General features: G+C 74.6%; 20 protein-coding genes. 11 read left to right on the top strand and 9 right to left on the bottom strand.

The window, feature by feature from the left end:
* Positions 1 to 6 precede the first annotated feature (6 nt).
* The 4 genes from ACFQPP_RS03040 to ACFQPP_RS03025 all read left to right on the top strand — a co-directional run bounded on the left by ACFQPP_RS03040 (position 7) and on the right by ACFQPP_RS03025 (position 3,297).
* Positions 7 to 1,251, top strand: a complete 1,245-nt coding sequence (locus ACFQPP_RS03040) for a ferrochelatase (RefSeq protein ID WP_376915037.1) — start codon at positions 7 to 9, stop codon at positions 1,249 to 1,251.
* A complete protein-coding gene (hemC, locus tag ACFQPP_RS03035) occupies positions 1,248 to 2,174 on the top strand; it encodes a hydroxymethylbilane synthase (protein WP_376915036.1) in 927 nt (308 codons plus the stop codon). The genes ACFQPP_RS03040 and hemC overlap by 4 nt, the downstream gene beginning before the upstream one ends.
* Positions 2,171 to 2,923: a uroporphyrinogen-III synthase gene (locus tag ACFQPP_RS03030; protein WP_376915035.1), complete on the top strand. Its 753-nt coding sequence runs from the start codon at positions 2,171 to 2,173 to the stop codon at positions 2,921 to 2,923. The genes hemC and ACFQPP_RS03030 overlap by 4 nt, the downstream gene beginning before the upstream one ends.
* A 200-nt stretch (positions 2,924 to 3,123) precedes the next feature.
* Positions 3,124 to 3,297, top strand: a complete 174-nt coding sequence (locus ACFQPP_RS03025) for a hypothetical protein (RefSeq protein WP_376915034.1) — start codon at positions 3,124 to 3,126, stop codon at positions 3,295 to 3,297.
* 9 nt (positions 3,298 to 3,306) lie between these two features.
* On the opposite strand, the gene ACFQPP_RS03020 is transcribed toward ACFQPP_RS03025, so the two are convergent.
* Complete coding sequence (locus ACFQPP_RS03020; RefSeq protein WP_376915033.1) at positions 3,307 to 4,263, bottom strand: putative zinc-binding metallopeptidase; 957 nt, start codon at positions 4,261 to 4,263, stop codon at positions 3,307 to 3,309.
* 97 nt (positions 4,264 to 4,360) lie between these two features.
* Positions 4,361 to 4,507 carry a hypothetical protein gene (locus tag ACFQPP_RS03015; RefSeq protein WP_376915032.1) on the bottom strand — a complete coding sequence of 49 codons (147 nt, stop codon included), beginning with the start codon at positions 4,505 to 4,507 and terminating at the stop codon, positions 4,361 to 4,363.
* A gap of 341 nt (positions 4,508 to 4,848) precedes the next feature.
* On the opposite strand from ACFQPP_RS03015, the gene ACFQPP_RS03010 reads away from it, so the two are divergent.
* Positions 4,849 to 5,703, top strand: a complete 855-nt coding sequence (locus tag ACFQPP_RS03010; protein ID WP_376915031.1) for a phosphatase PAP2 family protein — start codon at positions 4,849 to 4,851, stop codon at positions 5,701 to 5,703.
* 71 nt (positions 5,704 to 5,774) lie between these two features.
* Positions 5,775 to 6,266 carry a hypothetical protein gene (locus ACFQPP_RS03005; protein WP_376915030.1) on the top strand — a complete coding sequence of 164 codons (492 nt, stop codon included), beginning with the start codon at positions 5,775 to 5,777 and terminating at the stop codon, positions 6,264 to 6,266.
* Between the two features lie 97 nt (positions 6,267 to 6,363).
* Here the strand turns inward: ACFQPP_RS03005 and ACFQPP_RS03000 are convergent, their stop codons facing one another.
* From ACFQPP_RS03000 to ACFQPP_RS02985, 4 genes are all read right to left on the bottom strand, one after another.
* Positions 6,364 to 6,552, bottom strand: coding sequence for a hypothetical protein (locus ACFQPP_RS03000; protein ID WP_376915029.1), 189 nt, complete (start codon positions 6,550 to 6,552; stop codon positions 6,364 to 6,366).
* A gap of 167 nt (positions 6,553 to 6,719) precedes the next feature.
* Positions 6,720 to 8,009: a glycosyltransferase gene (locus tag ACFQPP_RS02995; RefSeq protein ID WP_376915028.1), complete on the bottom strand. Its 1,290-nt coding sequence runs from the start codon at positions 8,007 to 8,009 to the stop codon at positions 6,720 to 6,722.
* The gene (locus ACFQPP_RS02990; RefSeq protein WP_376915027.1) at positions 8,006 to 8,971 is read right to left on the bottom strand and encodes a hypothetical protein; all 966 of its coding nucleotides are present in this window, start codon (positions 8,969 to 8,971) and stop codon (positions 8,006 to 8,008) included. The genes ACFQPP_RS02995 and ACFQPP_RS02990 overlap by 4 nt, the downstream gene beginning before the upstream one ends.
* Complete coding sequence (locus tag ACFQPP_RS02985) at positions 8,968 to 9,855, bottom strand: WcbI family polysaccharide biosynthesis putative acetyltransferase (protein WP_376915026.1); 888 nt, start codon at positions 9,853 to 9,855, stop codon at positions 8,968 to 8,970. The genes ACFQPP_RS02990 and ACFQPP_RS02985 overlap by 4 nt, the downstream gene beginning before the upstream one ends.
* Positions 9,856 to 10,001: 146 nt before the next feature.
* On the opposite strand from ACFQPP_RS02985, the gene ACFQPP_RS02980 reads away from it, so the two are divergent.
* The 4 genes from ACFQPP_RS02980 to ACFQPP_RS02965 are packed head-to-tail and all read left to right on the top strand — an operon-like array spanning position 10,002 to position 13,991.
* Complete coding sequence (locus ACFQPP_RS02980) at positions 10,002 to 11,096, top strand: glycosyltransferase family 4 protein (protein ID WP_376915025.1); 1,095 nt, start codon at positions 10,002 to 10,004, stop codon at positions 11,094 to 11,096.
* Positions 11,093 to 12,217 (top strand): glycosyltransferase, encoded by a 1,125-nt coding sequence (locus tag ACFQPP_RS02975; protein ID WP_376915024.1) that lies wholly within the window; start codon positions 11,093 to 11,095, stop codon positions 12,215 to 12,217. The genes ACFQPP_RS02980 and ACFQPP_RS02975 overlap by 4 nt, the downstream gene beginning before the upstream one ends.
* The gene (locus tag ACFQPP_RS02970) at positions 12,214 to 13,173 is read left to right on the top strand and encodes a hypothetical protein (RefSeq protein ID WP_376915023.1); all 960 of its coding nucleotides are present in this window, start codon (positions 12,214 to 12,216) and stop codon (positions 13,171 to 13,173) included. The genes ACFQPP_RS02975 and ACFQPP_RS02970 overlap by 4 nt, the downstream gene beginning before the upstream one ends.
* Entirely contained in the window at positions 13,170 to 13,991 is an 822-nt protein-coding gene (locus tag ACFQPP_RS02965; RefSeq protein WP_376915022.1) for a glycosyltransferase family 2 protein, read from the top strand. The genes ACFQPP_RS02970 and ACFQPP_RS02965 overlap by 4 nt, the downstream gene beginning before the upstream one ends.
* On the opposite strand, the gene ACFQPP_RS02960 is transcribed toward ACFQPP_RS02965, so the two are convergent.
* Positions 13,988 to 14,395: a GNAT family N-acetyltransferase gene (locus tag ACFQPP_RS02960; RefSeq protein ID WP_376915021.1), complete on the bottom strand. Its 408-nt coding sequence runs from the start codon at positions 14,393 to 14,395 to the stop codon at positions 13,988 to 13,990. The two genes, ACFQPP_RS02965 and ACFQPP_RS02960, sit on opposite strands and share 4 nt — an antisense overlap.
* Positions 14,396 to 14,521: 126 nt before the next feature.
* Here ACFQPP_RS02960 and ACFQPP_RS02955 point away from each other — a divergent pair, with 126 nt between their 5' ends.
* Complete coding sequence (locus ACFQPP_RS02955) at positions 14,522 to 16,216, top strand: long-chain-fatty-acid--CoA ligase (protein WP_376915020.1); 1,695 nt, start codon at positions 14,522 to 14,524, stop codon at positions 16,214 to 16,216.
* 92 nt (positions 16,217 to 16,308) lie between these two features.
* Here ACFQPP_RS02955 and ACFQPP_RS02950 read toward each other — a convergent pair whose 3' ends face one another.
* Entirely contained in the window at positions 16,309 to 18,789 is a 2,481-nt protein-coding gene (locus ACFQPP_RS02950; protein WP_376915019.1) for a glycoside hydrolase family 65 protein, read from the bottom strand.
* Positions 18,786 to 19,541, bottom strand: coding sequence for an HAD family hydrolase (locus tag ACFQPP_RS02945; protein ID WP_376915018.1), 756 nt, complete (start codon positions 19,539 to 19,541; stop codon positions 18,786 to 18,788). The genes ACFQPP_RS02950 and ACFQPP_RS02945 overlap by 4 nt, the downstream gene beginning before the upstream one ends.
* Positions 19,542 to 19,622 lie beyond the last annotated feature (81 nt).

Here is a 19,622-nt window from a genome sequence, read left to right as displayed (position 1 = left end):
ATCGGCATGCAGGAGCAGGTGCAGCAGCAGCAGGGGCAGGCTGCAGAGCCCGGCCGCCGCGAGCTGAAGCCCGCGGCTGCCACGAGCGTGCACCTCGAGCCCGGCGCCGTCGTCGCGAACGCGACGCCCGCCGCGCAGGCGGGCCCCGAGCACGTCACCGAGCCCACGCGCTACGACGCCGTGCTGCTGTCGGGATTCGGCGGGCCCGAGGGGCAGGACGACGTCATCCCGTTCCTGCGCAACGTCACGCGCGGCCGGGGCATCCCCGACGAGCGGCTCGAGGAGGTCTCGCACCACTACCGCCACTTCGGCGGCGTGAGCCCCATCAACGACCAGAACCGCGCGCTGCTCGAGGCGATGCGGGCGGCGTTCGCCGCCGCCGGCCTCGACCTGCCGATCTACTGGGGCAACCGCAACTGGGCCCCGTACCTCGACGAGGCGCTCGAGCAGGCGGCCGCCGACGGCGTGCGCACGATGCTCGCGATCCCCACGAGCGCCTACTCGTCGTACTCGTCGTGCCGTCAGTACCGCGAGGACTGGGCGGATGCGCTCGAGGCGACGGGGCTGCAGCAGACGCTGCAGATCGACAAGGTGCGCCAGTTCTTCGACCACCCCGGCTTCGTGCAGCCGTTCATCGAGGGCGTCGAGGCGGCCGTGGCCGAGGCGCGCGGCGCCGGCCACGCCGACGACGCCATCGAGGTGCTCTTCGCGACCCACTCCATCCCCACGGCGGACGCCGAGCGCTCGGGCGCCCCGGACATCTTCCAGTGGGGCGAGGGCGGTGGCTACGCCGCGCAGCATCGCGCCGTCGCCGAGCACGTCATGCAGCATACGGCGCCCGAGGTGGCGTGGCAGCTCGTGTACCAGTCGCGGTCGGGCCCGCCCACGCAGCCGTGGCTCGAGCCCGACGTCAACGACGCCATCGAGGCGCTCGAGGGGCGCACGGCCGTCATCATCGTGCCGCTCGGCTTCGTGAGCGACCACATGGAGGTCATGTGGGATCTCGACGAGGAGGCGCTCGAGACCGCCGAGGAGCACGGTCTGTGGGCGCGGCGCACCCCCACGCCCGGCACGCATCCCGCCTACGTCGGCGCGCTCGTCGACCTCGTGCAGGAGCGCCTCGAGGGGCGACCCGTCGAGCAGCGCGGATCGGTGACCGACATCGGCCCCTGGTTCGACACGTGCCGCCCCGGCTGCTGCGAGAACCCACGGCTGGGGTTCAAGCCGGCCATCGCAGGCGTGCAGCCGTGAGCACCCTCCGGGTCGGCACGCGCGGCTCGGCGCTCGCGCTCGCGCAGACCACCGCGCTCGCGCAGCGGTTCTCGGGCGAGGTCGAGATCGTCGAGATCACGACGCGAGGAGACGTCGACCGGGGCCCGCTCGCGCAGATCGGCGGCACGGGCGTCTTCACCTCGGCGCTGCGCGATGCGCTCCTCGCGGGCGACGTCGACGTCATCGTGCACTCGATGAAGGATCTGCCGACGGCACCGCATCCCGGCATCGCCCTCGCGGCGGTCGCGAGGCGCGAGGATGCCCGCGACGCGCTGTGCGCGCGCGACGGCCTCGGCTTCGACGACCTGCCGGAGGGCGCGAAGGTGGGCACGGGGTCGCCGCGCCGGGCGGCGCAGCTGCGCCGCGTGCGCCCCGACCTCGACGTCGTCGACATCCGCGGCAACGTCGAGACGCGCCTCGCACGCGCCCAGGGTCCCGAGGCCGACCTCGACGCCGTCGTGCTCGCGCTCGCCGGCCTCACGCGCCTCGGCCGCCAGGACGCCGTGACGGAGGTGCTCGGCCTCGGCCGCTTCCCGACCGCCCCGGCGCAGGGCGCGCTGGCCGTCGAGGTGCGCGAGGGCGACCAGGATGCGCTGCGCGCCGTCGCGAAGGCCGACCACGTCGCGTCGCGCGCATGCGCCGACGCCGAGCGCCTCGTGCTCGCAGGTCTCGAGGCCGGCTGCTCGGCGCCGATCGCCGCGAGCGCGCAGATCGACGACGGCATGCTCTTCCTCACCGCCACCGTCTACAAGGCCGACGGGTCGCAGCACCTCACCGCGAGCCACGCGTACACGCTCGACGGCCAGACGGCCTCCGAGCTGTCGGAGGCGGCGATGGACGTCGCCGGCAGAGCCGTGCGCGAGCTGGTCGACGCCGGCGCGATGGGGCTGGACGACGCGTGACCCGCGTCCTGATCCCGCGCGGCGGCTCGTGGGGCGAGCACGTCTCGCGCCTCGTCGAGCAGGCGGGGCTCGTGCCGCTCGTGCTGCCGCTCATCACGGTGGCGCCGGCCGAGGATCAGGACGCGCTGCGCGCCCGCATCGACGAGCTCGGTGCCGGCCGGTTCGACTGGCTCGTCGTGACGTCGCAGTCGACGGTGCGGTACCTGCCGCGCGTGCCCGCCGCCGTGTCGGTCGCGGCCGTCGGCAACGTGACGGCGGCGGCGCTGCGCGAGCGCGGCATCCCGGTGGCGTTCGTGCCGCGCACGCAGTCGGCGGCCGGCCTCGTCGACGAGTGGCCCATCCCGTCCGGTCGCGTGCTGTGGCCGCGGTCGCTGGATGCGAAGCCCACGATCGCGCAGGGGCTGCGCGAGAAGGGCATGGAGGTCGTCGACGTCGTCGCGTACCAGACGGTCTCGGTGCTCGATCAGGACGAGCACGAGCTCGACGAGCTCGGCGTGCTCGCGGGCGACGATCAGGCGCTCACGGCGTTCGAGCCGCGCGAGACGCCCATCGACGCCGTGCTCGTGACGAGCGGGTCGGTCGCGAAGCAGGTGCTGCGCCTCGGCCTGCCCGTGGGCGCGGCCACCGTCGCCATCGGCGAGCAGACCGCCGAGGACTGCCGCCGCGCCGGCCTGCACGTCACGGCGATCGCGAAGGTGCCGACGCCCGAGGGTCTCGTGGCCGCGCTGACGGGGGCGCTCGCGGGCTGAGGCCCGCCCCAGGCTCCCACGGCGCTCGTCGCAGGGACGCCTCGCGGGGACGGCGGGACGTGCCGCTGCGCAGCCAGGAGGCCCGCAGGCGGCGCGCCGCTCCGCTCGGCGGCGCGTCTCGCCGCACCGCCGCACGTGTCAACGCCTGGCCGCCTCCGCCGCATCGGCGTAGCGTCCGGGGGACGACAGAAGGAGCGACGATGAGCGACCACGACGCACGCGACGAGCACGGCACGCCGAAGCCGGGCGGCCTCGGCGACGACGGCACGATCCCCGACACCGACGACGGCGTCGCGGTGGGCCACACGGGCGAGCACTCGACGTTCGAGCCCGAGGAGGACGAGGGCGCCGACGACGAGGCGCAGCGCGACTGACGCCGGCGCTCACGACCCGGGGCGCAGCCCGTCGACGAACGCCAGCTTCTCGATGACCGGGTCGGGCAGGACGAACGGGTAGAGGTCGCGTCGGCCGAGCGAGCGGTTCACGACGTTCATCGCGGTCGCGAACGGCAGCCACCCCTCGACGACGACCGTGCGCATCCCGGCGTCTCGCGGCAGCGGGTCGACGAGGCCGAAGTCGGTCGCCGTCTCGAGGGTGTCGTGGATGTGGAGGACGTGGGCCCAGCACTCGGCGAAGTCCTCGTACGGGTGCATGGTGGCGTAGGCGCTGAGGTGGCGCGCCTGCCAGCCCTCGGGCGGGCCCTCGTCGTAGTGACGTGCGATCTCGGCCTGGTAGTCGGCGCGCTCGTCGCCGAACAGGGCGCGCGCCTCCTCGATGCGCGGCCCTCCCTCGACGAGCTGCCACTCGAAGTAGTGGCCGCTCTCATGCCGAAGGTGGCCGAGCATCGTGCGGTACGGCTCGTCGAGCTGCTGGCGGACCCGCTCGCGGTGGCTGTGGTCGCCCTCCGACAGGTCGATCGTGATGACGCCGTTCGCGTGGCCGATCGTGATGTCCTCGTCGGTGCTCGAGAGCAGGTCGAACCGCAGCGGCGTCGAGCCGTCGACGTCGAAGCCGAGGCGGTGCACGTCGCGCAGCAGGTGACGCTTCGCCTCCTCGGCGACGGGCCACAGGCGCATGCCCTCGGCATCGTCGTCGCGAGGCCGCGTGCGGGTGCGCTCGCAGCTCGGGCACAGCCCGGCGCCGGCGCGCGTGAGCCAGTTGCAGCGGACGAGGTCGGCGTTGACGCAGCGCCGACGCTCGACGCCGGGCACCTCGGATGCGACGACGGCGAGGAACGCGTCGTCGTCGAGCACGTAGCCGACGCGGGTGCCGCACGCGTCGCACGCGATCGAGTCGAAGAAGAGGGTCGCCGCGCATGCGGGACAGTCGTAGCGACGCATGGGAGCGTCTCCGTTCCTGGGTGACGGCGGGGCGGGATGGCGCGGATGGCGCCACCGCCGGGCGGCCGGGTGATGAGGCGGGTCGTCGCGGGACGCGTCAGAGCACGCGGCGCACGTCGCCGACGCCCTCGGTCGGCGCGACGTCGAGCGCGCCCGTGGTCTCGCTCGCCGCCATGTCGCCGAAGGCGCCCTGTGCGACGTCGCGCAGCGCGTCGAGCTGTCCGGTCGTGATGTCGTCGGCCACGTGTCCGTCTCCTCCCGGCGACACGGCTGTCGCCCCGTCCGCCATCCTGCGCGATGCGACCACGCGTCGCCACGGGTCGACAGCGCCCGCCGAGCGTGCTCCACGCCGTCGCGTCGCCCATCCCGGCCGCGCTCCTCCTGCACGACGGCGCCGATCGTGCCCGACGATCGCCCCGCGTGTGCGCGACGTTCGACGATGCGTCGACGCACCGGGTCGGCGAGCGCTGCGAGGGAGCGCAGGGCACGCGAGCATCGCACGCGAGGCGATGCACAGGGATCGTCGGAGGTCAACGCGGTCACCGGCGTTCGCCTCGGCGCACCCGCGTGGTCGATGCTGGCTCGATGGACTCGCGAGGACCGCTGACGCCCACGCCCGACGAGGTCGGCCCCACCGGCGAGCGCACGCACGACACCCGCATCGGCGAGGTCGACCTCACGCGCTGGCCGGGGAGGCTCGGCGACGCGACCGCCGACGGCGCCGACGCCATCGCGAAGCGCAGCGGCCCGTACGCGGCCCTCGCCGTCGCGCTCGCCGTCGCGATCGGGGTGCTCGCCATCGCCACGGCCCTCGTCATCTGGATCTACGCATCCATCACCACGGCGCGCGGCGTCGCCGGCGTCGACCAGCCGCTGCTCGACGACCTGCTGTCGCTGCGCTCCCCTGCCCTGAACGCGACGCTCACCGCCCTCACGATGACGGCGGGCACGATCGGCATGCCGCTCATCGCGCTGGCCGCGATGGCGATCCTCGCGACCCGCAGGCGCTCGTGGACGCCCGTCGTGCTCATCGCGACCACCGGCGTCGTCTCGGTGCTGCTCACGATCGTCGGCAAGCGCTTCATCGACCGCGTGCGACCGCCGCACTCGGATGCCGTGCCGCCGCTCGAGCTCTCGGAGTCGTTCCCGAGCGGCCACACCCTCAACGCGGTCGCGATCGTCGGCGTCATCGCCTACCTCGCGATCCTGCGCCGCACGAGCGCTCGCGCACGCATCGCCATCGCGCTGGGCGCCGCCGCCTACGTCGTGATCATCGGGTTCACCCGCGTCTTCCTCGGGCACCACTGGTTCACCGACGTGCTCGCCGGCCTCGTGCTCGGCCTCGCGTGGCTCGCCCTCGTCATCACGGCGCACCGGTTCTACCTCACCGCGCGCACCCGATCCGAGCCGGTCGATCGCATGGCGGCCGCGCAGCGCTGACGCAGCGGATGGGGCGCCGGATGGGACGCAAGGGGCCTGCGCCATCGGCTGCGACGCGATGGACTGCTGGCATGCGAGCCTCCCGACCCACCGCCGTCTACCTCCGCGACCACGAGATGGGCGCCCAGGCCGGCATGCGCGGCTTCGCGCGCGCAGCCAGCAGCCAGCGCTCCCGCCCCTGGGGCCGCGACCTCGCGCATCTCGCCGTGCAGGTGCGCGAGGATCTCCGCACCGAGCAGCGCATCCTGCGCCGCCTGCGCGTGCGCCGCAACCACCTGGCCGCGCCCGCCGCGGCGCTCGGCGAGCGACTCGGCCGCCTGAAGGGCAACGGCGCCGTGCTGCGCCGCTCGCCCACGACCGACCTCGTCGAGCTCGAGGGCCTGCTGATGATGGTGCACGGCAAGCGCGCCGGATGGCGGTCGCTCGAGACGGCTGGCGGCGTGCCGGGATTCGACATGGGTGCGCTCGTCGCCCGTGCCGACGCGCAGACGCGGCGGCTGCAGGCGATGCACGATCAGGCTGCCGCGGTGCTGCGCGAGCGCACGGGTCGCGCGCGCGGCTGAGGCGCACGGCCCGCCGGCGGGGCTGAGCCTCTCAGCCCGCCGTCGGGGCTGAGCCGCACGGCCCGCGGACGGCTCCGACCGCTCCGCGTCGCCCGGCTCAGACGGCCGGCGCCCGGTGCGGTGCGACGAGCTCGATGCCGTCGTGCCGCAGCCGCGAGGCGTCGACCGCCTGCAGCAGACGGTCGACGAGCATGACGTCGACGGGCTGCGCGGCGGACGCGCCCTGCGCCGGCGCGGCCTCGTCGACCTCGAACGTGAGGGCGACGTAGACGACATGACGGCTCATGCTGCGACGCTACGGCCGCAGCGCCGGATCGTGGATGCCGGGCGTCGGCCTTGACAGCGGGCGCTCCGCGTGCGGCGCCCGGCCGACGGGCCGAGCATCGATCGGCACCGCAGCGCTCGCGCGACCGCGAGCCGCGCACCGCGAGCTGGCCCCCGCGTGCCTCCGTGTCACGCCGCCGGCGGCCACCAACCCCCGAGGTAGCCCCCGAGGTCGGGCTCGTCGTCGAGCACCAGGATGCCGTCGGCGCCGTGTCGCTCGCTGCGCCAGCGGGTCGCTCGGCCCCAGCGACGATCGCGGTGGCGGGCACGCTCGGCCGACACCGTCACGTGCTCGCCGAGCATCACGGTCGCGAGGTCGCCGACCCCGACCGACGCCGCCGCCGCGCGCATCGCAGCGCGCGCCCGCTCGTCGAGCAGCACGGGCACCGCGAGGCGCACCGCCACCCGGTGCCCTTCCCCGGGCTCGCGCACGAGTCGGGCATCCGCCGCGAGCGCGGCGTGCACCGCATCCGGCACGACGACGCGGGCGGTGGGGAACGCGCGCAGCACGGCGTCCACGCACGCGATGGCCGCGGCAGGCGACGGCGCCGACTCGAGGTGCACCACCACGTCGGGCGGCCCGATCGCGAGGGATGCGGGCGCCGACCCGGGCACGCCGATCACGCGTGCGAGGGCCACCGTCTCGGCGTTCTTGCGGCGTCGCCGCTCGTCCTCGTCGCGGCCAGCCCAGTCGGGCCCGTCGTGCCAGGCGACGGCCGACCGCACGTGCGCGAGCGCGGCACCGCGCGACCACGCGCGGTGCACCCACTCCCAGTCCTCGCCGCCGTACGACGTGAACGACTCGTCGAAGCCCCCGACGTCGTCGAAGAGCCACCGCGAGCACGCGACGACGGCGCCGATCGCGAAGCGGTACGAGCGCGCGTCGGCGTCCAGCAGGTCGCGCGAGCGCTCGTACGCGTCGACGAGCCACCGCGGCTCCTCGAGCTCGTGCTCGGGCCCCGCGACCTCGACGGGGGCATCCACCGGCACGGCGTCGAAGGCCGCGTGCCGCCGGCGCCCGACGGCGACGACGTCGGGCGCCGCCGACGGCAGCGCGGCGATGCGCGCGACGTACTCGGGCTCGGGCGCGGTGTCGGCGTCGAGGAAGCACAGCACGTCGCCCGTGGCGCTGCGTGCGCCGAGGTTGCGCACGGCCGAGAGGCGGAACCCGTCGTCGGCCTGGCGCACGAGGATCACGTCGTCGGGCACGACGGGCGGCGTGGGCGAGCCGTCGTCGGCGACGACGATCTCGAGCAGATGGCGCGGATGGGTCTGACGCCGCAGCGCTGCGATCGTGCGATCGAGCTCGCGCTGCTGCGCGTAGTGGGCGACGATGACGGTCACCGATCGTGCGGGCCCGTCGAGGGGCACCGCGCTCCAGTCGTTGCCGACGAGCGGCGAGCCGAACGCCGCGGTCACGGGTGCTCCCAGAGCGCGAGGTGGGCGCGGGCGACGTCGTCGAGCGTCGGCCGCACGTCGACGCCCGCGTCGAGCCACGTGGACGCCGGATCCGCGACGGCGCGCTCGATGGCCGCGGCGAGCCCGTCCTCGTCGACGAGCGTCATGGTGCCGGGGCGCAGCGCATCCATCTCCGCGAAGTACGGTCCGCGCACGACGATGGGGCGCCTGCCGGCTGCGAGCCACGTCGTGAGGGAGCCGGACGCCGAGACGTGCCGGTGCGCGACGACGGGCACCGCGGTGGCACGAGCACGCTCGCGCAGCGCGTCGTCCGAGAGGAAGCCCGTGCTCGTCACGGCGACGCCCGATGCGGCAGCGTGCGCGACGAGCTCTGCGAGCTCGCCCTCATGCCCCGAGGCCGCGCGGCCGATCGCCACGACGGGCAGCGGCGACGGCAGCGCGGCGGATGCCTCGACCGCCTCGCTGTGGCCCTTGCCCGGGTAGAAGTAGCCGAGCACGCCGATCTCCCGTCGCGGATGCGCGGGCGGGCTCGCGGGCGCCGGCGGCTCGCACGGCAGCGGCACGACGTGCGCCGCGACGTCCGCTCCCACGTGGGCGCGCAGCAGCGAGCGCTCGTGCTCGCTGCTGCAGACGACGGCGGTCGCGGCGTCGACGACGCGTCGGTAGGCGGCTGCGCGACGATCGAGGCCCGCGCCGTCGGAGGGCTGCGGCACGTCGTGCAGCGTGACCGTGACCCGAGCGTGCGCGGCGATGCCCTCGACGACGGTGGCCGCATCCGCAGGCGTCGAGCCCCAGAGGCGATCGGTGAAGTGCAGGTGCACGCGCGAGCCGGCGGGCACGTCGCCCGGCATGCGCAGCTCGACGGTCGGGTCGAGCCGTGCGACGGCCGCGGCGAGGTCGCGTGCGTAGCGGTCGACGCCGTGCTGCGCGTCACCGCGGTGCAGCAGCAGCGGCACGGTCATCGTGCGAGCTCCTCGAGCGTCGCCCGATGCCGCTCGATCCCCGCGGCGACGACCTCCGGATGCTCCAGATACCAGGCGAGGTGCGCCGCGCGCACGTCGCCGACGTCGACGGGCCCGCCGCCGACGACCCAGTGCTCCCTCGGCTCGGCGTCGAGCGCGAGCGCGTCGATCACCTGCCGCTCGCGGGGTGCGTGGATGGCGTCGAGCAGCTCGCGCGGCAGCGGCACGAGGTCGCCCTCCAGGCCGAGCCGATCGTGCACGCGCATCGCGAGCGCCTCCCACACCGGGTTGCCGGGGTGGTTGATCGTGCGCATGAGCGCGAAGCGGGGCTCGGCGAGCAGGTCGGATGCGGCGACGGCATCGTCGCGCACCTCCCGTCGCCGCAGCTCGTCGACGGAGGCGGCGCCGACGGCGGCGATGGCCCGTGCCGACGTCGGCGGCAGGGGCGAGCCCGCCGCCTCGGCGAGCAGACGCAGGTCGTGGTACGGCACGACGGGTGGCGTCATCGACGGGTCGCTCGGGGGTCGCACGATCGCCTGCCACGGGTAGAGGCCCGCGAAGCGGATCACGGGGACGACGGCCGTGCGGCGGGCGCGCGTCGCCGCGAGCAGCTGCCGGGTGCCGAGCGGCAGCCCGTGGTAGTCGTCGCGGATGGGCTGCGCCACCAGCACGTCGACGCGCTCCAGGATGCGGTGCAGGTGCGGCAGGTCGTCGATCGTCAGCTCGTGCACGGGCGGGATGCGCAGCAGTCGTGCGCCGCTGCCGTCGAGGGCGACGCGCAACGACTCCGCCTGGCAGTTGCCCACGATGACGCCGAGCGGGCCGTCGTGCTCGACGGGCTCGTAGAGGTCGGCGTAGTGGCGTCTGCGCGCGTCGTCGATCACGTGGCGGTCCCCTTCCCATGTCGACCGTACGGCGTCCGCGCGCGCCCTGCCCGCGCAGCGACGACGCACTATGGTGGCGAGGGACTGCAAGGCCGCCTCGCCCGCGGTGCCGCTGCCGCCCGGCCCGCACCCGAGAAGGACGAGAGATGCCCACCGCCCCGCCCATCCGCGTCGCCGCGGTCCCGGCCGGGCACCCGTACGTGCGGGCCGTGACGCCCGACGACGGCAGCGCCGTCGTGCTCGCCGACCCCGTCGTCGACGCCGCGCATCCCGAGCGCTGGTGGCCGCCCGCGGTGCTCGACGCCGACTGGATCCGAGCGAACGCCGATGCGCTCGACCTCGTGCACGTGCACTTCGGCATGGAGTCGCTGCCCGCCGGGAGGCTCGAGGGCGCGCTCGACGCGCTCGACGCGCTCGGCATCCCGCTCGTCTTCACGGTGCACGACCTCGACAACCCCCAGCTGACGGATCAGGCCGCCCATCGCCGCGACATCGACGCGCTCGTGCCGAGGGCCACGCGGCTCGTGACGTTGACGGAGGCGGCCGCCCGCCGCATCCGCGACGCGTACGGCCGTGACGCCGCGGTGCTGCCGCACCCGACGCTGCTCGACGGCGCAGCGCCGCCGAGCGCCCACGACGCGAAGGTGCCCACGATCGGCATCCACCTGCGCGACCTGCGGCCGAGCATCGACGCCCTCGGCGCCGCACGCGGGCTCGCAGCGACGCTGGATGCGCTCGCGGCCGACGGCCTCCGTGCCGAGGGCAGGGTGCTCGTCAACGACACGACCCGCGACCCCCGCACCGCCGACGAGGTCGAGGCGCTGCTGCGCGACCGCGCGGACTGCATCGTCGTGCGTCGTCCGCGGCCGGACGACGACGCGCTCGTCGCCGAGGTCGACGAGCTCGACGTCGCCTGGCTGCCGTACGCGCACGGCACCCACTCCGGCTGGGTCGAGCTGTGCTTCGATCGCGGCGTGCAGGTGGTGGGTCCGGCGGCCCTGCCCATGGCCGACCAGCATCCGGGCGAGTACCACGGCGTCGACGACGCACGCTCGGCGGCGGGCGCCACGCGCGCCGCCTTGGAGGCCGCGACCCGTGCGGGCTCGGCGGCGCGCATCGCGCAGGTCGAGGGGCGACTGCAACGACGGCGCCTCGAGCGCAAGGCCACGCGGGCGGCGCACGCGGCGCTGTACCGTGCGGTGATGCACGAGTGCGACCGATCGAACGAGTCCGCGGGGTGAGCCGCCCCGAGCAGCGACGCCTGCGCATCCTCGTCATCGCACCCTCGCGCCACCCGATCGCCGAGCCGCACGCGGGCGGCCTCGAGGCCGCGGTGTGGGATCGCGTGCGCTCGCTGCGCGCCGCCGGGCACGCCGTGACCCTCGTCGCCGCGCACGGCTCCGACTTCCTCGACGAGACGCCCATGGAGCTGCGGCTGCCCTCGGTCGCATGGGAGGGCACGGCGACGTCCGACGAGGCGTACCCGGCCGGGTACGTCGACGCGGTGGCGCTCGTGCTGCACCGCCTGACGATGCGGCTCGTGCAGCGGCCCGACGAGTTCGACCTCGTCGACAACCACAGCCTGCACCCGCTGCCGATCGCATCGGCACGCGAGCACGGCATCCCGATGCTCACGACGCTGCACACCCCGCCGCTGCCCGAGCTCGTCGACGCGGCGCTCGTCGCGGGGCCGGCGCACGAGTTCCTCGCCGTGAGCGAGTACACGGCCGCGCAGTGGCGCGCGCACGGCGTGGAGGCGCGCGTGCTCGCGAACGTCGTCGACGCCGACGCGTGGCCGCTCGGGCGCGGCGGACCGGATCTCGTCTGGTTCGGTCGCATCGTGCCCGAGAAGGGCCCGCACCTGGCGATCGACGCCGCGAGGCTCCTCGGCCGCGACATCGTCGTCGCGGGCCGGGTGGGCGACGTCGGCTACTTCGAGCAGGAGGTGGCGCCGCGGCTCGGTCCGGGCGTCCGCCACGTCGGGGGCATGCAGCGCGCCGCGCTCGCGCGCCTCGTGGGCCGCAGCGGCGCAGCGCTCGTCACCCCGAGGTGGGACGAGCCGTTCGGGCTCGTCCTCGCCGAGGCGCTCTGCACGGGCACGCCCGTCGCGTGCTTCGCGCGCGGCGGCGTCGCCGAGGTGGTCGACGGGCTGCCCGGCACCCGGCTGCTGCCTGCCGACGACGTGGAGGCGCTCGCGCGCGCCGCCGACGAGCTGCTCGCGACGGGGCTGGCCGAGCGCCGCCGCATCCGAGCGCACGCGGTGCGCCGCTTCGCGTCGAGCGAGCGGATGCCGGTGCTCGACGAGCTGCTGCGCACGCATGCGGGGCGGGCGTCGTTCGTCGACGTCGCAGCGGCGTCGTGATCGGCTGGTACGTCCACCACCACGGTCTCGGGCATCTGACGCGGCTCCTGACCGTGCTGCCGCACGTGTCGGCGCCGGTGACCGTCGCGAGCTCCCTGCCCCGGCCGGATGCGCTGCCGGATGCCGTGCGCTGGATCCGCCTCGAGCGCGACGACCTCGACGAGGGCTCGGGGCATCCGGCGCTCGCCGACCCGACCGCGTCCGGCGTGCTGCACTGGGCGCCCGTCGGACACGCGGGGCACGCCGCGCGCATGGCCACGATCGCCGCGCTGCTGCCGCACGTCGACACGATGGTGGTCGACGTGTCGGTGGAGGTCACGGCGCTGGCGCGCCTGCTCGGCAGGCGCGTGGTCCGCTTCACGCAGCCCGGCGACCGCACCGACGCGCCCCACGCGCTCGGCGACAGCCTCGCCCACGCGACGATCGCGCCGTGGCCCGGCACGTCCGACGCCGCACGCACCCACGTCGGCGGCATCTCGCGATTCGCGGAGCGCACGCGGTCGGCGGCCCCGCGCCCCGGCACCGTGCTCGCGCTCGGCGGGGGCGGTCGCGACGACGCGTGGACGGCGACGATCGAGCGTGCGATCGCGCAGACCCCCGACCGGTCGTGGAGCGTGCTCGGCCACGACCGCTGGGAACGCGACCCGTGGGATGCGCTCTGCGCCGCCGAGGTCGTCGTGACCGCGGCCGGGCAGAACGCGATCGCCGACGTCGCGGCCGTCGGCGCGCGCGCCGTCGTGCTGCCGCGATCGAGGCCGTTCGACGAGCAGGTGCGCACGGGCGACGCGCTGCGCGACCGCGGCCTCGCCGTCGTCGTCGACGACGACGCCGAGCCGGATTGGCCCGCGCTGCTCGATGGCGCGCGAGCGCTCGAGCCCGACTGGTCGCAGTGGGGCGTCGACGGCGCCGCCGAGCGCGCCGCCCGCATCATCGACGCATCCGGGAGCCGCGCATGACGCTCGCGACCATCACGCTCGCCTCGGCCGCGCGGCTGCTGCACGTGCAGCGGCAGCAGGCGCGCCTCGCCGCCGACGGCGGTGGCGTGCACCGCATCGTCGTGTGGCTCGACGCCGAGCCGCCCGCCGACGACCTGCGGGGGGCGACCGTCGTGCACGTGCCGCCCCACGGCGACGGCCTGCGGCTCGCCGCGGGCCGCAACGCCGGCGTCGACGCCGCGATCGCCGCCGGCTGCGACGAGCTCGTGCTGCTCGACGCCGACTGCATCGCCGGGCCCGCGCTGCTCGATCGCTACGCGCACGCGATGCGCGCGATGCCGCAGGGCCTGCACGCAGGCCCCGTCACCTACCTCGACGAGGGCGTCGTCGTCGACGCCGACACCGACCTGGCACCGCTCACGAGGCCGCACGCCGCGAGGCCGTCGCCTCCCGACGGCGAGCTCGTCGTCGCCCCGCGCGAGCAGCAGCTGCTGTTCTGGTCGCTGTCGTTCGCGACGACGGCGGGCACGTGGCGCTCGATCGGCGGCTTCGACGAGGGATACGTCGGCTACGGCGGCGAGGACACCGACTTCGCGATGCGCGCAGCCGAGGCCGGCGCCGCCCTCACGTGGGTCGGTGGCGCGCACGCGTACCACCAGCACCACCCCACGAGCGCGCCGCCGTGGCAGCACCTCGACGACATCCTGCGCAACGGCCGCCGCTTCGCCGCCCGCTGGGGCTTCTGGCCCATGGAGGGATGGCTGCGGGCCTTCTCGGAGGCGGGTGCCATCGTCGAGGTCGACGGCGACTGGCGCCGCACCGGGGTGCAGGCGCCCTAGCCGCCGGTGCGCACCATGCCGACCGGGTCGTCGTCGGCGCGCGAGAACCCCAGCGACTCGTAGACGCCGACGGCCTCCGGGCTCGCGAACAGCCCCACGACCTTCGCGTCGCCGGGCTGCGCATCCACCCACGCCAGCAGCCGCTCGACGATCGACGTCGCCACGCCCTCGTCGGTGGCATCCGGTCGCACCATGACGTCCTGCACGTAGGCGTACCGCACGCCGTCGCCCACGAGCCTGCCCACGCCCACGACCTCGTCGCCGTCGATCGCGACGACGCCGTGCAGGGATCGCGCGAGGCCCGCGCCGATCACCGACCAGTCGAAGTGGTCGAGCCACCCCACGGCCTCCGCGACGCGCTCGAGCTCGGAGACGGTGGGCGGGCGTTCCTCGAAGACGAGCATCCCGGCACCCTACGTGCCCCGCGACGCGCGCCGCGAGGGGGCTGCGGGGGTGGCGATGGCCGCCGCGCTGGGCATCGCAACCACCGACGCGGGCGCCTGCATGGCCGGTGCGCTTGGATCGTACCCATGGCTCTCCTCAGCGAACGCCCGTGGCTCTCGTCGTACGCGGAGGGCGTGCCGGCGGACATCCCCGAGGTCTCCGAGACCCTCGTCGACATGATCGACGCCGCGGTGCAGCGGCATCGCGGTGCCGTCGCCCTCGACTTCTTCGGGGCCACGACGTCGTACGCCGAGCTCGGCGACGCGATCGCGCGGGTGGCGGGAGGCCTCAGGAGGCTCGGCGTGCGCGCGGGCGACCGTGTCGCGATCGTGCTCCCCAACTGCCCGCAGCACGTCGTCGCGTTCTACGCGGTGCTGCGTCTCGGTGCGATCGTCGTCGAGCACAACCCGCTCTACACCGAGCGGGAGCTGCGGCATCAGTTCGAGGATCACGGTGCCACGACCGCGATCGTGTGGGACAAGGTCGTGCCGACGGTGCTCGGACTGCCCGACGACCTGGGCGTCGGCCGCGTCATCTCCGTCGACCTCACGCGGGCGATGCCGTGGCGCACCCGCGCGGCCCTGCGCCTCCCCATCCCCAAGGCGCGCACGTCGCGCGCCGCCCTGACGTCGGGTGCGCTCGCGCGCGGCGCGGTCGACTGGTCGGATCTGACGGGGGCGAGGAGCATCCGTCGCTCGCATCCCCGCCCCGCCGTCGACGACGTCGCGGTGCTGCAGTACACGAGCGGCACGACGGGGCGCCCGAAGGGCGCGATCCTCACGCATCGCAACCTGCGCGCCAACGCCGCGCAGGGTCGGGCGTGGGTGCCGGGCCTCGAGGCCGGTCGCGAGGTGGTCTACGCGGTGCTGCCGATGTTCCACGCCTACGGCCTCACGCTCTGCGCGACGTTCGCCATGAGCATCGGCGCGCGCCTCGTGCTGTTCCCCCGGTTCGATCCGGCGCTCGTGCTCTCCGCCATGCGCACCGCGCCCGCCACGTTCCTCCCCGCGGTGCCGCCCATCTACGAGCGGCTGGCGCAGGCCGCCGCCGACCGACGGGTGAGCCTGCGCAGCATCCGCTTCGCGATCTCGGGAGCCATGAGCCTGCCGGTCGCCACGGTGGAGACGTGGGAGCGGGCCACGGGAGGACTCCTCATCGAGGGCTACGGGATGACCGAGAGCTCGCCGGTCGCGATCGGCAACCCGCTCGGGCCCTCGCGCCGGCCGGGTGCCGTGGGCGTGCCCTTCCCCAGCACCGAGATCCGCGTCATCGACCCCGACGATCCGAGCGTCGACCGCGGCGCCGGCGAGGAGGGCGAGCTGCTCGTGCGTGGCCCGCAGGTGTTCTCGGGCTACTGGAATCGTCCCGACGAGACGAAGGAGGCGCTGCTCGACGACGGATGGCTCCGCACCGGCGATCTCGTGCGCGTCGACGGGGACGGATTCGTGACGATCGTCGACCGCCGCAAGGAGCTCATCATCACGGGTGGGTTCAACGTGGCGCCGTCGGAGGTCGAGGAGGCGCTCGTCGCGCATCCGTCGGTCGCGGAGGCTGCCGTCGTCGGCCTGCCGAGCGCGAGCGGAGGCGAGACGGTGGCAGCCGCGATCGTGCTCGCGCCGGGAGCCGAGCTCGACGAGGAGGCGATCCGGGCCCACGCGAAGCAGCGACTGGCGGCCTACAAGGTGCCGCGACGACTCGTCGTCGTCGACGACCTCCCGCGGTCGCTCATCGGCAAGGTGCTGCGCCGCGAGGTGCGCGAGCGCCTGCTCGCCGAGCGCTAGGGCCACTCCGCGGCGCCCGGGCCGGCGTCGCCGACGCCCGATGACGACCGCAGGCCGGGCCCACCGGCGCGGCCTGCATCACCCGCCAGCCGTCAGGCGAGGTCGTCGTGCGCGAACGTCGGCAGCGATGCCGTGATGAGCGTGCCGTCGGCGCGGCGGAAGCCCTCGAGGTCGTCGGTCGAGGGGGCGTCCTCGTCGACGACGGGGCCCTGGCCGTCGAGGTCGACCGTGCAGGGCTCGCCCGCACGCACGAGCACGTGCTCGCCGCGCACGAGGACCCGCGCATCCGAGCCCTCCTCGACGGTGAACGTGATGGCGTCCTGCTGCACGCGGATGCGCAGGCGGGTGCCGCGCAGCGTCATGCGGAACGTGATGCCCTCCCACCCGACGGGCAGGCGCGGGTCGAACGAGATCTCGCCGTCGTGGTCGCGCATGCCGCCGAAGCCGGCGGCGTACGCGAGCCAGATACCGCCCGTCGACGCCACGTGCACGCCGTCGGGCGTGTTGCCGTGGAGGTTCGCGAGGTCGACGTACAGCGCGTCGAGGTGGTACTCGAGCGCGAGCTCGCGGTAGCCGACCTCGGCGGCGATGATCGACTGCACGACCGCCGACAGCGTCGAGTCGCCCGTCGTCAGCGCGTCGTAGTACTCGAAGTCGCGCCGCTTCTCCTCCGCCGTGAAGTGCTGGCCCTGCAGCAGCAGCGCCAGCACGACGTCGGCCTGCTTCAGCACCTGGAAGCGGTAGATCACGAGCGGGTGGAAGTGCAGCAGGAGCGGGCGGTGCTCCGCAGGCGTGTTCGCGAGGTCCCACACCTCCCGCTCGAGGAACTGCGCGTCCTGCGGGTGCACGCGCAGCTCGTCGTCGAACGGGATGTGCATGCCCTCGGCGGCGCGCATCCACTCGGCGACCTCCGCGTCGGTCACGCCGATGCGCGCGACCATGCGCTCGTGCGCGGCGGGATCCTCCTCGCGCAGGCGGTGCACGGCCCTCGCGGCCGCCCACAGGTTCGCGCGGGCCATGACGTTCGTGTACAGGTTGTCGTTCACGACGGTCGTGTACTCGTCGGGACCGGTGACGCCGTGGATGTGGAACGTCTCGGAGCCGTTCGAGCGCCAGAACCCGAGGTCCTCCCACATGCGGGCGGTCTCGACGAGGATGTCGATCGCGCCGCGCGCGAGCAGCTCGGCGTCGCCCGTCGCCTCCACGTACTGCACGAGCGCATGCACGATGTCGGCGTCGATGTGGTACTGCGCCGTCGAGGCGGCGTAGTACGCGCTCGACTCCTGGCCGTTGATCGTGCGCCACGGGTACAGCGCGCCGAGCTGGTTCATCTCGGATGCGCGGGCGCGGGCCGCGTCGAGCATGCCCTCGCGGAAGCGCAGCGCGTTCCGTGCGACGCCCGGCGACGTGTACGTCAGGAAGGGCATGACGTACACCTCGGTGTCCCAGAAGTAGTGCCCGCCGTAGCCGGAGCCCGACACGCCCTTCGCGGCGATGCCGCCGCCGTCGGTGCGTGCCGCGGCCTGCGCGAGCGCGAAGAGGTTCCAGCGCACGGCCTGCTGCACGGCCGCCTGCCCCTCGACCTCGACGTCGGCGCGCATCCAGAAGTCGTCGAGCCATTCGCGCTGCGCCGTCTTCACCGCGTCCGGTCCGAGCCGCCTCGCGCGATCGAGCGTGCGCTTCGACCGGTCGACGAGCTCGCGCACGGGCACCTGCCGGGCCGTGTGGTAGCTCGCCCACTTCGTGAGACGGATGCGGTTGCCCGCCTTCGCCTCGATGCGGAAGACGTGCTTCGCGAGGTCGGCCTCGACGTGCCGCACGCACGACCACTCGTCGTCGGTCTCGATGACGTGCTCGATGCCGACCGCGATGGTCATGCCCGAGTTGACCGCCTGGTAGCCGAGGATGACGCGGCCCTCGCGGTCGTGCTGGTGGCGCGGCTCGAGCACGCGACCCTCGACCGTCTCGGCCTTGCGGGGGTCGAAGCCCTCCTCCTCGGGCCTCGCGTGGAGGTCGTCGCGCATGTCCTGCCGGTTCATGAGCTGGCTGGAGATGATGATCGACGCGTCGTCGAGCGGCGTCACCTCGTACTCGAGCAGCGCCAGGTGGCGCTCGGCGAACGACACGAGCCGCGACGTGCGGATGTGGATGCGCTTGCCGCTGGGCATGCGCCACTCGCACTCGCGCTCGAGCACGCCGCGCTGGAAGTCGAGGCGACGCGAGTAGGCGGTGAGGTCGGCGTCGGCGAGCACGAACGGCTCGTCGTCGACGTAGAGGCGGATGATCTTCGCGTCGGGCGCGTCGATGATGGTCTGTCCGACGCGCGCGAAGCCGAAGGCCTCCTCGGCGTGACGGATGGGCCACGTCTCGTGGAACCCGTTCACGTAGGTGCCGAACGCGTGGCCGTGCCGTGCCTCCTCGACGTTGCCGCGCATGCCCAGGTAGCCGTTGCCGATGGCGAACAGCGTCTCGGTCGTGCCCTGCTGGCTCGCGTCGAGCTCGGTCTCGACGAGCGCCCACTCGTCGATCGGGTAGCGGTGGCGGTCGAGCGGGTCGGCTGCGTCGCGCCTCATGCGGCACCTCCGGGGAGCGAGGGGATGAGCTCGGCCAGGTCGTCGACCACGAGGTCGGCGCCGTGCTCGAGGAGCGACGCGGCGCCCGCGCCGCGGTCGACGCCGATCGTGAGCAGGAAGCCGCCCGCGTGGCCGGCGGCGACGCCCGAGTGCGCGTCCTCCACGACGACGCACCGCTCGGCGGCGAGGCCGAGCAGCTGCGCGCCCTCGAGGTACGTGGCGGGCGACGGCTTGCCCGCGAGGCCGTGCGCGGCGGCGTGCACGCCGTCGACGACGACCTCGAAGCGGTCGGCGAGGCCCGCTGCGGCGAGCACGCGGCGGCCGTTGCGGCTGCTCGTGACGACGGCGACCTGCAGGCCGGCGGCCTCGGCGGCGTCGAGGAACGCGACGGAGCCGGCATACGGCTCGACGCCGTGCTCGTCGACCTCCGCGTTGAACGCGACGTCCTTGCGGTTGCCGAGGCCGTGGACGGTCTCGGCCTCCGGCCCGTCGGTCGTCTCGCCCTCGGGCAGCTCGATGCCGCGCGCCTGCAGCATCGAGCGCACGCCGTCGTAGCGGGGCTTGCCGTCGATGTGGGCGAAGTAGTCGGCGTCCACGTACGGGGCGACGCCGTGCTCGGCGAGCACCGGCGTGAACAGGCGCGCCCACGCGCGCATGTGCACCTCCGCCGTCGGCGTGAGCACGCCGTCGAGGTCGAACAGGATGGCGTGGGCGTCGGCGAGCGCGCTCGCGTCGCGGGAGCCGTGGATCATGCGTGTCGCGACCTCTCGGAGCTGGTGTCGAATGGTGCATGGCGACCCGGTTCATCCCTGCCGCGCTCGCGAGCGACGCTA

This window comes from Agrococcus sp. GCM10030265, from assembly GCF_042666675.1.
Lineage (GTDB): Bacteria > Actinomycetota > Actinomycetes > Actinomycetales > Microbacteriaceae > Agrococcus.
Note: the sequence above shows the minus strand (reverse complement) of the source record. Positions and strands in the feature narration are given on the sequence as shown.

Coding starts and splice junctions, on each gene's coding strand:
- ACFQPP_RS02990 (WP_376915027.1), bottom strand. CDS start 8,971: ATGACCGTGCCGCTGCTGCTGCACCGCGGTGACGCGCAGCACGGCGTC.
- ACFQPP_RS03000 (WP_376915029.1), bottom strand. CDS start 6,552: ATGAGCCGTCATGTCGTCTACGTCGCCCTCACGTTCGAGGTCGACGAG.
- ACFQPP_RS03005 (WP_376915030.1), top strand. CDS start 5,775: ATGCGAGCCTCCCGACCCACCGCCGTCTACCTCCGCGACCACGAGATG.
- ACFQPP_RS02960 (WP_376915021.1), bottom strand. CDS start 14,395: ATGCTCGTCTTCGAGGAACGCCCGCCCACCGTCTCCGAGCTCGAGCGC.
- ACFQPP_RS02945 (WP_376915018.1), bottom strand. CDS start 19,541: ATGATCCACGGCTCCCGCGACGCGAGCGCGCTCGCCGACGCCCACGCC.
- ACFQPP_RS02950 (WP_376915019.1), bottom strand. CDS start 18,789: ATGAGGCGCGACGCAGCCGACCCGCTCGACCGCCACCGCTACCCGATC.
- ACFQPP_RS02965 (WP_376915022.1), top strand. CDS start 13,170: ATGACGCTCGCGACCATCACGCTCGCCTCGGCCGCGCGGCTGCTGCAC.
- ACFQPP_RS02980 (WP_376915025.1), top strand. CDS start 10,002: ATGCCCACCGCCCCGCCCATCCGCGTCGCCGCGGTCCCGGCCGGGCAC.
- ACFQPP_RS02955 (WP_376915020.1), top strand. CDS start 14,522: ATGGCTCTCCTCAGCGAACGCCCGTGGCTCTCGTCGTACGCGGAGGGC.
- ACFQPP_RS03025 (WP_376915034.1), top strand. CDS start 3,124: ATGAGCGACCACGACGCACGCGACGAGCACGGCACGCCGAAGCCGGGC.
- ACFQPP_RS03010 (WP_376915031.1), top strand. CDS start 4,849: ATGGACTCGCGAGGACCGCTGACGCCCACGCCCGACGAGGTCGGCCCC.
- ACFQPP_RS03020 (WP_376915033.1), bottom strand. CDS start 4,263: ATGCGTCGCTACGACTGTCCCGCATGCGCGGCGACCCTCTTCTTCGAC.
- ACFQPP_RS03040 (WP_376915037.1), top strand. CDS start 7: ATGCAGGAGCAGGTGCAGCAGCAGCAGGGGCAGGCTGCAGAGCCCGGC.